Origin of the sequence: Peptoniphilus faecalis (assembly GCF_012976305.1) — a bacterium.
Classification (GTDB): domain Bacteria; phylum Bacillota; class Clostridia; order Tissierellales; family Peptoniphilaceae; genus Peptoniphilus_A; species Peptoniphilus_A faecalis.
The window spans coordinates 60,645-74,728 of record NZ_JABDSR010000007.1 but is presented as its reverse complement, the minus strand read 5'-3'; the positions used below and the strand labels follow the sequence as shown (position 1 = coordinate 74,728).

The 14,084-nt window shown below is 32.1% G+C and carries 9 protein-coding genes and 1 other annotated feature; of the genes, 8 read left to right on the top strand and 1 reads right to left on the bottom strand.

Annotated features, from left to right (window positions below):
* Positions 1-173: 173 nt before the first annotated feature.
* Positions 174-1,472: a CitMHS family transporter gene (locus HKO22_RS06020; protein WP_075659924.1), complete on the bottom strand. Its 1,299-nt coding sequence runs from the start codon at positions 1,470-1,472 to the stop codon at positions 174-176.
* A gap of 127 nt (positions 1,473-1,599) precedes the next feature.
* On the opposite strand from HKO22_RS06020, the gene HKO22_RS06015 reads away from it, so the two are divergent.
* From HKO22_RS06015 to HKO22_RS05980, 8 genes are all read left to right on the top strand, one after another.
* On the top strand, positions 1,600-2,517 hold the full coding sequence (locus HKO22_RS06015; RefSeq protein WP_169969272.1) for a LysR family transcriptional regulator: 918 nt from the start codon (positions 1,600-1,602) through the stop codon (positions 2,515-2,517).
* A 339-nt stretch (positions 2,518-2,856) separates the two neighbouring features.
* A complete protein-coding gene (locus HKO22_RS06010) occupies positions 2,857-4,146 on the top strand; it encodes a 2-hydroxycarboxylate transporter family protein (protein ID WP_169969270.1) in 1,290 nt (429 codons plus the stop codon).
* A gap of 14 nt (positions 4,147-4,160) precedes the next feature.
* Entirely contained in the window at positions 4,161-4,442 is a 282-nt protein-coding gene (gene citD / locus HKO22_RS06005) for a citrate lyase acyl carrier protein (protein ID WP_075659927.1), read from the top strand.
* A gap of 4 nt (positions 4,443-4,446) precedes the next feature.
* Complete coding sequence (gene citE / locus HKO22_RS06000) at positions 4,447-5,346, top strand: citrate (pro-3S)-lyase subunit beta (protein ID WP_075659928.1); 900 nt, start codon at positions 4,447-4,449, stop codon at positions 5,344-5,346.
* Positions 5,336-6,883, top strand: coding sequence for a citrate lyase subunit alpha (citF, locus tag HKO22_RS05995; protein ID WP_075659929.1), 1,548 nt, complete (start codon positions 5,336-5,338; stop codon positions 6,881-6,883). The genes citE and citF overlap by 11 nt, the downstream gene beginning before the upstream one ends.
* Before the next feature lie 1,031 nt (positions 6,884-7,914).
* Positions 7,915-10,881, top strand: coding sequence for a stalk domain-containing protein (locus HKO22_RS05990; protein WP_169969268.1), 2,967 nt, complete (start codon positions 7,915-7,917; stop codon positions 10,879-10,881).
* A 265-nt stretch (positions 10,882-11,146) separates the two neighbouring features.
* Entirely contained in the window at positions 11,147-11,551 is a 405-nt protein-coding gene (locus tag HKO22_RS05985; protein WP_169969266.1) for a DUF6608 family protein, read from the top strand.
* Between the two features lie 401 nt (positions 11,552-11,952).
* Positions 11,953-12,181 (top strand) — a binding site (T-box leader).
* A gap of 65 nt (positions 12,182-12,246) precedes the next feature.
* On the top strand, positions 12,247-14,043 hold the full coding sequence (locus tag HKO22_RS05980) for a homoserine O-acetyltransferase/O-succinyltransferase family protein (RefSeq protein WP_075659939.1): 1,797 nt from the start codon (positions 12,247-12,249) through the stop codon (positions 14,041-14,043).
* The last annotated feature ends 41 nt before the right edge of the window (positions 14,044-14,084 follow it).

Genomic DNA, 14,084 nt, shown 5'->3' with positions numbered 1-14,084 from the left:
TGGCTGTTGCAAAAGTCCTAAAAAAAAGACGAGAAAATAGAGAAATCCTCGTCTTTTTTACAATGTAATCACGGAAAAACAAAAAAACAATAGCTAAACTTAAATACTTGATAAAAAAAGATGTTGCAGAGTAGAATCATCTATTCTGCAACATGACCTTTTAAACATAAATATTATAGATGAATTATTCCAAATACTAAACCTGCTAAAACCATTAGTATTGAGACAGAATACAAGTATTTGAAAGAGAACTTTATATGATCCTTTAATTCTAAATTTTCAACTAATCCTAGCGCAAGGTAAGTTGCAGGAACAAGTGGAGAAATCATCAGAGACACGTTTTTTCCAATCAACATAGCCATAGCTGTGTTAATTCCTTCAATACCAAAAGCCTTGCCAACTTCTATTATTGGTGGCATTAGTCCAAAGAAATAAGCGTCCGTACCAACAAGCATTCCCATAGGAAGTGCAAGGAAGCCAAAGATTAAATGAGTAAATCTTCCGAGAGCACTTGGAATAATATTAGTTAAAGTTATTGCCATAGCTTCAATCATTCCGGTTCCGTCCATTATTCCAACCATTATTCCAGCGGATAAAATTGTTGCAGAAATAGTTAAAGCTGATGCCGCATGTTCTTTAATTTTTTCGTTTTGCTCCTTTAAGCTTGGGTAGTTAATGCAAAGAGCAAGGGATAATCCAATCATAAAAACATAATAAGATTGGAGAATATCAACCATCAATAGACCTATTACAGCAATTGTCAAAATAATATTTAAAGGAAGGAGTTTCTTAAATCTTGGGTCAAGTTCTTCTGAAGATTTTTCAACATTAGATGATTGGATTTTCAAAGTTGTGCCAGCTCCTCTTTTCTTTTCAATTGTTCCAAGAATTATTGCAAGAGTAATTGTTGAAACGATTCCAAAAACTTGGATTGGAATTAATTTTAACCAGAGTCCAGTTGCATCAATACCAAGAACTGTTGCAGCTCTTGCAACAGGACCACCCCAAGGAAGAAGATTCATAACTCCCATTGCACAAGCAGTTAAACAAAGTAAAACCTGCGGTCTTATTCCCATTCTCTTATAAATTGGATACATAGTAGGTATTGTTATAAGAACAGTAGTAGCAGTAGCACCATCAAGGTGGGCAATAATACCTATTATTCCAGTTGCAATGGTAATGGCAATAACATTTTCTCCAGCCATAGCAACAAGTTTATCTACTATAACATCAAAAACTCCAACATCACTCATGATGCAGAAGAAAACGATTGAGAAAATAAACAAAATAGAGTTATTAGATACTGTCTTCATACCAGCACCAATCATTTCTTTCAAATCAGGGATACTAGTTCCAATTAAAAGAGCAGCTATACTAGGTACTAAAATAAGAACAACGATAGGGCTCATCTTTCCTTTTAAAAGCAAAACTATAATTGCTAGAACTAATAAAAAACCTACTAATGATAACATAAAATACCTCCTGTTATGTAATTGACATAAAGTCTTCTTATATATAGAATATTATCGTATTAAATATACTATGTAACAAATACTATTTTAAAATATATAATATAGATTTTAACTATGGGAGGAGAGTATGAACGATAGAGAATTACTTTATATTAAAACTATAGCTGATACTAAGTCGATATCAAAAGCTGCAGAAAAACTTTATATTGCTCAACCAAGTCTAAGCCAAGCACTACAAAGAATTGAAAAAGAATTAGAAACTCATTTATTTATTCGCGAACCAAGAGGTATGAAGTTAACCTATGCAGGGGAAAAGTATTACCTAATGGCGAAAGAAATTTTAAACATATATAATGATTTTAAATCGGAAATCACACATATAAATGAATTAAAATCAGGTAGACTAGTTATAGGAGTAGCAAGATATTTAGGCATGAACATCCTTCCTAAAGTTCTTCCAAATTTCAACAATAATTATCCTAATATTGAAATAGTAATTAAAGAAGAAAACACAAGAGTTTTAGAGGAACTTGTTTTAAGTGGGGATGTTGATTTTGCTATAACTCATGTTCATAAAAAAGATATAAATGATAATATAGAATATGAGATGCTAAGAAAAGATGAATTCCTTTTAGTTACTTCTAAAGATTATTTAAAAAATTCAGAAAAAGTTAAAGAAGACAATGGTAAAAAGTTTGTAGACTTAAAAGATTTAGCATTAGAGAAATTTATACTTTTAAATATAAATAAAGGAATAAGAAAGGTACAAGAAAGGACAATAAAGTCCTATGGAATAAGTCCAAAGGTTATTTTAACTACAAAAAATTTTGAGACTGCGAAGAGACTTGCGGCTAAGGGCATGGGAGTAACTATAATACCTAAGGATTATTTAAGTATATTTAACCAAGATAAGGATTATGATAGTTTTAATCTGATTGGAACAAAGGAAAATATATGGTACACGGCTATTCTTACAATTCCAAATTTATATAAGTCTCAAGCTACACAGGTTTTTATTGAAGAAATGAAAAAGTATTTTTTCTAATTAATTTTCGATTGTCATAAAAATATAATTAAGAATAGAATTAAAATTTAATATGCAAAATATCTACAAATATATTATTATACTTTTATTAAAAATCTTAAAATTGGATTTGATAATTTGCATCTTTTTTAAAATAATAACTTAATAAATTTAAAGAAAAGCAAGCAATGGACTTGCTTTTTTAAATTTTATTATGTATTTAAAAGCTTTATAACAAAATTATTTTGTTAAGTCTACAACATAATTGTTACAACGAAGAGGCTAAAAGGAAATCTTACTTATTGAATAAGAGCATGTTTCTGGGGTATTATAGAAATATAGAAAAAAAGGAGGTTTTTTATGAAGAAAAAATATTTTGGACTTAATCTTCCAATGCTATTAATTTTAGCAATAATTGTTTTCATAGCGACTTATTTGGGAGTTTTGTCTAAGGATTTAGCGGGCGGAGTTGCCCTAATGTTCGCAATAGGTATAATTTTATATGAAATTGGCGAGAAAATTCCATTTTGGAACACTTATGTGGGTGGTGGACTTGTTCTTGCATTTTTAGGTACTGCAGTTTTATGTTATTACAAAGTAATTCCTGAAGAATATGTTGAACTTATTTCATCTGTAAACTCAAAACCAATGGGAGTTTTAAACTTCTTCATCATAATGCTTATCACTGGTTCACTTCTTGGACTAAATAGAGAGCTTATGATTAAGTCTTTTGCGGGTTATATACCAGCAATCCTAGGTGGAGTTGTTGGTGCAGCAGTTCTTGGAATTATTGGAGGACTTTTCTTTGGAGTTTCTCCTGCAAACACTGTTTTAAAATACGTTCTTCCAGTAATGGGTGGAGGTAATGGTGCAGGTGCAGTTCCATTAAGTCAAATTTATGAAAGAGTTACTGGAGACGCTGCAGCAAATTATTATGGATTTGCAATTTCAATTCTTACTATTGCAAATATTTTCGCAATAATTGCTGGCGGTCTTTTAAATAAAATTGGAGAAAAAAATCCAAAGCTTACTGGTGATAAAAAAACTCTTATGAGATCTGCTCCAGAAATTGGAAAGGGAGAAGAAAAATTCACTACACAAATAAAAGACTACACAGGAGCAATTTTAATGGGTCTTACTTTTTATCAATTGGGAAGACTTATTGCAGATAAAATTTGGGATCCACTAGTTCCATCAGTTCCAATTCACCCTTTTGCCTTTATGATTATTTTAGTTGCCCTAGCTAATGGTCTTGGAATTATTCCAGGTTCACTTAGACAAGCTGCAAAGGAAGTTCAGTCTTTCTTTACTAAAAATATTGTAATTTTAGTAATGGTTGGCGTAGGTGTTGAAACTGATTTACACGAGCTTGTAACTGCAATAACTATAGGAAATGTTATTATGGCACTTTTAATTGTAATAGGCGCTATAATTGGTTCAGGACTTGTTGGTCACCTTGTAGGATTCTACTTTGTAGACTCTGCTGTTACAGCAGGACTATGTATGGCTAACAGAGGTGGTTCTGGAGATATCGCTGTTCTTGGAGCAGCTGATAGAATGGAACTTATGAGTTATGCTCAACTTTCATCAAGACTTGGTGGAGGAATTATACTTGTAATAGGTTCAATACTCTTTGGATCACTCATGTAGTAGGAGGGATATTTTTGAAACTAAAAAAGGAAGCAATGGCTGGAACTCTCGAGTCAAATGATATTTTAATAACAGTTGACGATGGCGAAGGCATCTCTATTGAACTTGAAAGTTCAGTGAAAAAACAATTTGGCAAACAAATTGAAAAAGTTATAAGAGAAACTTTAGAAAAGTTAGATATTAAGGATGCAAAAGTTACTGCAGTAGACAAGGGAGCCCTTGACTACACAATAAGAGCAAGAGTAGAAGCAGCATGCTTTAGAGCAGCTGAAAGTACAGAATATAAATGGAGCTGATATTTTGAAAGAAAGATTAAGAAGAACAATGATGTTTCTTCCAGGTAACAACCCTGCAAATATTACTGATGCTCATATTTATGGCCCGGATTCAATTATGATCGACCTTGAAGATGCAACGAGTATCAACCAAAAAGATGCGGCAAGATTTTTAGTTTACAATGCACTTAAAACTTTGGACTATGGAAAGACTGAAGTTGTTGTTAGAATTAATTCCCTTGACACACCATTTGGACGTGAAGATATTAAGGCAGTGGTTAAGGCTGGAGTAGATGTAATTAGATTGCCTAAATCAGAAACGGCACAAGATGTAAAAGATGTAGATGAAATAATAACTGAAGTCGAAGAAGAAATGGGATGCCTCGGCAAAACTCTTATGATGGCAGCTATTGAATCTCCAACGGGAGTAATAAATGCAGTTGATATTGCAAAGGCTTCACCTAGAATGATGGGCATTGCCCTTGGAGCTGCCGACTATGTTACAAATTTAAAGACACAAAGATCAACTCATGGTTGGGAACTTTTTGCAGCAAGAAGCCAAATAGTACTAGCTGCAAGAAATGCAGGCATTGCTTGTTTTGATACAGTTAATACAAATCTTGACGATATGGACGCCTTTAGAGAAGAAGTTCAATTTATAAAGGATCTTGGCTTTGATGGAAAATCTGTAATTCACCCTAAACAAATTGCTGTTGTAAATGAAGTTTACACACCAACGGAAAAGGACATTACAAAATCTCTTCGCATTATTGCAGGTTCAAAGGAAGCCGAAAGAAAGGGCTCTGGAGTTATTACTGTTGACGGAAAGATGGTTGACTATCCAATTATAGCTGGAGCACAAAGAGTATTGGATCTTGCAGTTGCTAGTGGAGTGCTAAAAAAGGAGGATATTGATGAACTATAATAAAAATGCAGTAGGAAGAGATATCCCTGAATACCTTGAAGGCATTGGTGAACTTGTTCCCTTTAAAGGCGAAGGCAAATATCTTAGAACAGACAAAAAGGCTTCACCAAAAATCAGATATGGAAATAGAGATGAAAGTAAACTACTAGGTTCAATCGAAGAAGCTGTAAAGAAAAGTGGTCTTAAAGACGGCATGACAATTTCTTTCCACCATCACCTAAGAAATGGTGATTATGTTGTAAACATGGTTATGCAAGTTATTGCAGACATGGGCATTAAAGATTTAACTCTTGCACCATCATCCCTTTCACCATGCCACGACAAATTAATTCCTCTAATTGAAGCCGGTGTAATAACTGGAATTCAGTCTTCAGGACTTAGAGGAGAACTGGGAGAAAAGATTTCTCAAGGAATTCTTAAAAAACCTTGTATAATTCGTTCCCACGGAGGACGTGCAAGAGCAATTGAAGATGGCGAACTTCACATTGACGTAGCATTTCTTGCAGCACCTTCCTGTGATGAATATGGCAACATAAACGGCAGAGAAGGAAAATCCGCTTGTGGTTCACTTGGTTATGCAATTGTAGATGCACAATACGCCGATTGCGTAATTGCAATCACAGATAATCTTGTACCCTTTCCAAATATTCCTGCATCAATTGGCATGATGTATGTTGATTATGTAGTTCAAGTTGATGCAATAGGAGATCCAAAGGGAATTGTTTCTGGCTCAATTAGATTTAACGACAATCCTAGAGATTTATTAATAGCAAATAATGCAGTAAAGGCAATCAAAGCCTCTGGACTTTATAAAGATGGATTTAGATTTCAAACTGGAGCAGCAGGATCAACTCTTGCAGTTGCAAAGCTTCTCCGTGAAGAGATGAAAAGGGATGGCATAAAGGCATCAATGGCACTTGGCGGAATCACTGGATACATGGTTACAATGCTTGAAGAAGGATTAATCGATGGAATTTACGATACACAATCCTTTGACCTTGATGCAGTAAGATCAATTCGTGAAAATGCAAAACACTTTGAACAAACAGCATCATCTTATGCAAATCCAAATAATCCAACTCCAGCAGTTAATACTCTTGACTTTGTACTTCTTGGCGCACTTGAAATCGACACAGACTTCAATGTAAATGTAATGACTAGATCTGATGGAGTTATTAACCAAGCAGTTGGCGGACACCAAGATACTGCACCAGGAGCAAAAATGTCCTTAATTCTTGCACCACTTGTAAGATCAAGAAATCCAATTATCATGGATAAAGTTACAACAGTTTGCACACCGGGAGAATCCGTAGATGTAGTATGTACTGACTATGGAATCTCCGTAAATCCAAAAAGAAAAGATTTAATCGAAAAATTTAAAGAAGCTGGAATTGAAGTTAAAGACATCAAAGAATTGCAACAAATGGCAGAAAAGCTAACAGGAAAACCTGAAGAAATTAAATTCTCTGAGGAAGTAGTTGCAGTTGTAGAATACAGAGATGGTTCTATAATTGATGTAATTAAAAAGGAAGCTTAAAATTAGAACTAAAAACTAACTATACTAAAAAAAGGCTCTATGTCAAATTTTGGAGAGACTCGATAATATCGGGTCTCTTTTTTTAGTATGACTGGCATGTCCCATATCTAGGATGAAAGTTTCTAATTTTATCACATTTAGTCAAAACTACAGAAGATTCAAAGATACTAAGTGATATAAAAACAACTAACAAAGGATTACTAAGAAGAATTAATTATAATTAAAATTTAACTTAAAGCATATAAAAATAATATAGAAGAAAAATATTTGTAATAATTATCAATATAAGCAATTAATAGATAGAAAAAGGAAATTATGGATATTTTATTTAACATATTAATTAGTAGTGATATATCATTTAGAATTGAAAATAAATTTGAGAATAATTATTCTATTTTATATGGAATAATTGAAGTATTATATGTTTTAGAAACTAACAACAATTTTCTTGAAAAAATCTTAAACATATATTAGAAATAGTGATGTCATGAATAAAAAAATGATAAAAATTATAGACAATTTAATGCTTACAAAGGATTTTTTGATATTTATTGTCAAACTCTCAGTTAATTTAATTATATAGGATCTCTCTATTTTTCTTTTATTTGGTCGCACATCAATTGTAACGCTACATCCTTAAAACCATTTAAACACTGGTACTTATTGATGTTTTATTAAAAATACAATATAATGTAATAAATAATAAACAATTTACAATGAATGTATATCTTTCACAATAATGGAGTTTACAAGATGATAAAATAGACAAGGGAATAAATAAAAGATAAATATCAATTGCAGAATACAAAGTTTTTATAAAATCAAACCCTTTTTGATTTTATAAAAACTTATTGAGTGAATCTCGAGATAAAGTTTTATGAAAAGTTAAAAGCTCATGAAAAATTTGCAAATTAAGATTTAAAAATTAGAGGACTTGTTTTGTAGTTGAAATATACTTGAAGTGAGTTGGAAGAAAAACTATAAAAATTCTGGAGAAAATAAAAATTATAAAAAATTATAAGGAGTGAAAAATGAAAGCAAGGAAGGAACAGAGTTCAATAATATGTTTATTTTTGTTATTTCTAATGATTTTGTCTACAATCCCTATACAAACCTTTGCAGAGAAAGAAACTAGTCAAAATATTGCAAGGGAAAAAGAGGATCTAGTCAATAATTTAAGCTTGATGGAAGGGACTGCCGATAAGGAAATCACCGTAATTGCCTCACCTGAATTAGAAACTAGCAGTGAAACTGCTGATATTGCAATAGACGAAGTCCACTTTCCAGATCCGAAGTTTAGAGAATGTGTAAAAAAACATGATAAAAATAGTGATGGTATTCTTTCACAAGAGGAATTGGATGCGGTTACAAATATTGATTGTGCTTCTAAAGGAATTAAAGACCTTAAGGGAGTAGAATATTTTACGAAACTTGAGGAGCTTGACTGCGAAACTAATTCTCTGAGGACCTTAGATCTAAGTAAGAATTTAACTCTTAGGAAACTTCATTGCGGGTACAATAGTCTAAGAACCTTAGACCTAAGCCATAACTTGACCCTTGAGGAGCTTAATTGCCAAGTTAATAGTATAAGTACATTAAACGTAAAAAATAATCCAGCTCTTAAGAAGCTTAATTGCTATACAAATAAACTAAGCACATTAAATATAAAAAACAACCCGGCTCTTGAGGAACTTAATTGCCATAAAAATAATCTAAGCACCTTAGACTTAAGTCAAAACTCTGCCCTTGTGGAACTTCATTGCGAGTACAACAATCTAAGCACTTTAGACCTAAGCAATAATCCGCAGCTTGAGGCTCTTTACTGTTTAGAAAACAATCTAAGTACTTTAGATATAAACAAGAACCCAGCCCTTAAGAAGCTTAATTGCCACACAAATAAATTAAGAACATTAAACATAAAAAACAATCCAGCTCTTGAGGAACTTAATTGCTATAAAAATAAATTAAGCACATTAAACATAAGCAAGAATCCTATTCTTCGTGTACTTAATTGTGATTATAACAAAATAAGCACTTTAGACTTAAGCAATAACCCTAACCTTGAAGAACTCGATTGTAACTACAATCAACTAACGAGCTTGGATTTAAGTAAAAATGAAAAAATAAATTCTTTTAATGGATATGATGAAGAATATCCCATTAAAGTCGATAAAAAAGACTTGAGCTTTGAGCTTACGAGCTTACCGGGAAATTTTAATCCTGCACTGACAAGCGACTGGGAAAAAGCTTCCGTCTTAGGTTCAATACTAAAGCTTCCTTCGTCAAAGCCTTCCTTTGTAAAATACAGATATAAAGTAATAGATAATTATACTTTACGTGTTACTTTAAAGGTTACTTATGCTGATAAAGTTGTAGCATCCTTTGATGCAGGAGAAGGAAGTGGCAAAATGGAAAAGGCTAAAGTTTTCAAGAATAGTAGCTATAAATTACCTGATTGTACTTTCACAGCCCCTGCTGGTAAAAGATTCAATGCTTGGGAAGTAAAGGGAGAGGAAAAACAAGTCGGCGAAGAAATTACATTAAAAGAAGATATTACTGTAAAAGCCCTTTGGAAAGACAAACCAGTAGTACTAATGACAGAACCAAAGATAGACGATCCACAAAACTTAGGAACAAAGATACCGGACCCAGAGTATGCAAAAGTGGAATTCAAAGCAGGAGAAGGAGAGATAGAAGGCATAACTAAGTACTATGTGTTAAAAGGACATTCACTAAGTGAATCAAGTGATTTTGCAGAACCAAAAGCAAGAAAAGCAGGCTCAACATTTAAAGCGTGGACACCAACCTTTGACAAAACTGCAAAGATAAAGGACAATACAAGATACATGGCAACTTTTGAAGAAATAAAATTTGACCCTAGTAATGTATTGTCTATGGAAGTAAAAGAACAGCCTACAAAATTGACATATTCAGATGGAGAAAACTTAAACCTTGATGGATTAGTAGTAAGTTTAAAAGATAATAAAGGATTGAAAAAAGATATAGCCTTTGCAGATTTTGACGCTAATAACATTAATGCAAATCCTGCAAGTGGAATTAAGTTAAGTCTATCCGATAATGAAAAAGCAATTACACTAACAAGGGGTAGCTTGCAAACTGAAACAGCCAAATTAAAAATAAATGCCTTAGTAAAAGTAGTAACAAACCCTAAAGCTTCAACACCAAAAGGCTATGTAAGAGTAATCTTTGATGCAACAGAAAAGGGAAAAATAGACGGAACAAATAGATACAAAGTACTAGATATCCTAAAGGGAACAACATGGGATAATGTAGAGGTAATAAGTGAAATTCCAGTAAAAGCTATCTACAATGATGGAACAAAAGAATTTAAAGAATGGGATAGCACAGTGCCAACAGATGGCAAAGTAGTATCACAAAAATTTGATGCAATTTACAAAGCAAAAGCAGTAATACCAGTAACACCTAATCCAAGTCTCGATGATAGTGACTCAGATTGTGAAAATTGGCACACATCTTTATGGTCAAGTCATTCAGGTTCATCGTCAACGACAAGAGTAATAGCAAATGCGACAAACACAGTGAATAAATCCAACTCAGCAAAATCAGTTAAATTAGAAGTAAGGTTAGCAATTGGTCTTGAAATAATGAGAAAATCAACAGATGTTGTAGAAGAAAAAATAAAGATGGACGTTGCACCATTTATTGAAAAAGGCAGAACAATGTTGCCAATTAGATTTGTAGCAGAAGCCTTAGGATTTAATGTTCAATGGGACAATGAAAATAGAATAGTAATACTAATAGACAAAGAAAATTTAGTAAAAATACCAGTAGATACAAAGGAGATAATCGTAAATGGAAAGGTTTATGAAAGTGATGTAAAACCAGTCCTTAGAAAGGATAGAACAATGTTACCAATAGCAAATATAGCTAGAGCATTGGGATTAAAAGATGGCAAGGATATCATCTGGAATGAAAATACAAAAGAAGTCGTCATAATGAGAGAAATTGGTAAATAATATTTAGCGGAAATTAAAAAGGCTTTATAATATCTATTATGGAGTGAAAGCTCTAATAGATATTACAAAGCCTTTAAATATTTTAAATATAATAGTTGTTATATCGCAATAAAGTAAGTAAAAATATGATACAACATCAAAAATATTAAGTGAAACAACTAGAAATTATTTAAGAAATAGATTTGATGTTATAAAGTAAAAAATTAATAAGATTATTCGTATTTGTTTGAGTGTTATAGATATGTGAAAATCAGTGGAGGAAAGAATGAAAAAAATCTGGAATAGTTGGCTAAAAGAGGCTATATTTATTTACAGTATTATCTATACAATCGCGACAATTATTAATAGTATTGCATACCTGATTCAAGGTATTAGATATGATCCAAGTGGTAATGGGCATGAACTCACAAGAGCATTAATAGTTTTTATTGGTATTATAGCTTATGAAATGGTGAAACATCTACCTATAAAAAATATATTTTTAAGAATGGTAATTACATATGTGGTTGCTTTAGCATGTGTATTTTTTACTGTATGGTTAACTCAGTTTGTTGAGCCTTTGACAAAAAGTGCATATAAAGACGTTTCTATAAATTATACAGGCTTGTTTATAGTTGTTGCTGTAATCGCAGTGATATTTCAAAAGATAAGGCAGAAGAAAGGAATATAATGATGGCTTCGTTATTTATGTAAATAATCATATAAATCACAGTTTGTCTAACTGAATAGAGCAATTTTAGAAATAGCAAATCAAATTGGTTTATTATTTTTGCCCAAAAGAGAAAAAAGGGACTTATGGAAGAAAAAGATAAAATAAGACCCATAAAAACTAATTATAGATATTGGAATACTGTAAATCTACATTTCAAGAGAACATACTAGGATAAAATACTAAAGCTAATCAAGAGAGAAATAGATAATATATAAAGTTTTAAAAGAAATTTCTTTTATGTCCTTGCGAGTATTTCCAAAGATGCTGTTATAAATTTTTGACTTATCTACATTTTTACAAAATTTAGAAATTCTATGTAGTTGACATCTTAGGAAATAGATGCTATTATGATATAAAATTTAAACTCAATAGGAAGAAGAGTAGCTTGTTGGAACTTTTACAGAGAGCTTCGTTTGGTGAAAGAAGCAGAGGAAAAATAAGTGAACATGGTCTTTCTCGAGTGCTTGCTGATATTTAGGTGAGCACGGGTGCACCCGTTATAGTGCTAGAGTATGGTAGTACTTGAAGAGTCCTTTATCGCGAGATAAGGGAGAATTAAGGTGGTAACACGAAGCTTTCGTCCTTTTAAGGGCGGGAGCTTTTTTTATTAGACTCCTTGCAAGTACAAATTTTAGATGAGAGAGGAATAAAGAATGCCATTAATAATACCAAAGGATTTAATAGTTGAAGAAGTTTTAGAAAGAGAAAATATTTTTACAATGAGAGACTCTTGTGCAAGTAAGCAGGACATAAGGCCTCTTAACATAGCTATTGTAAATTTAATGCCTAAAAAGGAAGAGACAGAGCTTCAACTTTTGAGAATGTTGTCAAATACTGCCCTTCAAATAAATATTGACCTTATTAGGATGGAGTCCTATAATCCATCAAATAGCGATATTAAAAGGCTCAAGGCCTTTTACAAAACTTACGAAGACATAAAAAATAATAAGTATGACGCAATGATAATAACTGGTGCACCAATTGAAACTATTGCCTATGAAAAAATAAAATATTGGGAAGAACTAAAGACAATTTTTGAATTTGCAAAGGAAAATGTCTATTCCACAATGTTTATATGTTGGTCTGCACAAGCAGCTCTATATCATTATTACAATATCGAGCATAAAGTTTCAAAGGAGAAAATTTTTGGTGTATTTGAATTTGACAAGTTAAAGGAAAATAAAATCATTAAAGGCTTTGACGACACCTTTTTAGTTCCAACTTCAAGGCACACCTATGTAGACATAGAAGACTTTGAAGATTTTCCAGATTTAGAAGTTATAGCAGCAAGACCTGATACGGGAGTTTCTCTTGTTACAACAAAGGACGAGCGCTTTGTATTTAATTTTGGACACTGGGAGTACGACAAGTACACACTTCACGATGAATACATTAGAGATATTTCAAAGGGCAAAAAAATTAACCCACCTCAAAATTATTATGAAGACAATGATCCAAAAAAGGAAATAAAAATAAGGTGGAAATCTGCCGGAAATTTGTTTTTTTCCAACTGGCTCAACTACTGTGTATACCAAGAAACACCCTTTGCCATCGAGACTATTGAGGGAAAATCTGTTTCTAAATTTGGCGGGAGTTCTCTAAAGGATGCAGGTCAATTTGCAAAGGTTAAAAAAATAATTTTTTCCAAGGAAGATAGAGATGTAATAGTAGTTTCTGCTCCGGGAAGAAGATTTTCAAGTGATACAAAAATTACAGACGAATTAATTTCACTTGCAGATAAAAACTTAAAAATAGATGAACTCAATAAGATTATAAAATCTCTAGAAGAAGAATTAAGCGTGCAGAGAGTTTATAGGGATACTCAACTTAAAAAAATAAAAAAAAGATTTTTGTCTATTGCAGAAGATTTAAAGCTTGAAGAATTTTGGAAGGATGAATTACAATTTGTATTTGAGGAAATAGAAAACTCAGTGGATAAAGAATTTATAGTAAGCAGGGGCGAGTATTTAAATGCAAAACTTCTCTCAAAATATTTAAATTATAGTTTTGTAGATGCCAAGGACATAATAATTTTTGACAATGATGGACAGGTAGATTTAGAAAAATCGAGAAATGCAATAAAAAAACACATTGGCGAAAACAAAAAAGTAGTTGTGCCAGGATTTTATGGAAGCGACAACAATGGAGATATAGTAACTTTTACAAGAGGTGGCAGCGACTACACGGGAAGCCTAATTGCCTACGCACTAGATTCAAAAGTTTATGAAAATTGGACAGATGTAAATGGGATAATGACATCTGATCCAAATCAAGATCCAAATGCAAAGACTATTGACAAACTAAATTTTAAAGAATTAAAAGAAATAATAGATAAGGGTGCACAGGTTTATCAAGGAGATGCAATAAAACCAGTGGAAGAAAAAAATATAACAATAAAAATATTAAATACAAATAATCCGAAAAACCATGGGACAATTATTAAGGATTGATTGATAGTTGCTGTAGAATTATATTTTACGGCAACTTTTAT

Excerpts from the sequence above, each read along its gene's own strand:
- HKO22_RS06020 (WP_075659924.1), bottom strand. The coding sequence starts at position 1,472 with ATGTTATCATTAGTAGGTTTTTTATTAGTTCTAGCAATTATAGTTTTG.
- HKO22_RS06015 (WP_169969272.1), top strand. The coding sequence starts at position 1,600 with ATGAACGATAGAGAATTACTTTATATTAAAACTATAGCTGATACTAAG.
- HKO22_RS06010 (WP_169969270.1), top strand. The coding sequence starts at position 2,857 with ATGAAGAAAAAATATTTTGGACTTAATCTTCCAATGCTATTAATTTTA.
- citF (WP_075659929.1), top strand. The coding sequence starts at position 5,336 with ATGAACTATAATAAAAATGCAGTAGGAAGAGATATCCCTGAATACCTT.
- HKO22_RS05990 (WP_169969268.1), top strand. The coding sequence starts at position 7,915 with ATGAAAGCAAGGAAGGAACAGAGTTCAATAATATGTTTATTTTTGTTA.
- HKO22_RS05985 (WP_169969266.1), top strand. The coding sequence starts at position 11,147 with ATGAAAAAAATCTGGAATAGTTGGCTAAAAGAGGCTATATTTATTTAC.
- HKO22_RS05980 (WP_075659939.1), top strand. The coding sequence starts at position 12,247 with ATGCCATTAATAATACCAAAGGATTTAATAGTTGAAGAAGTTTTAGAA.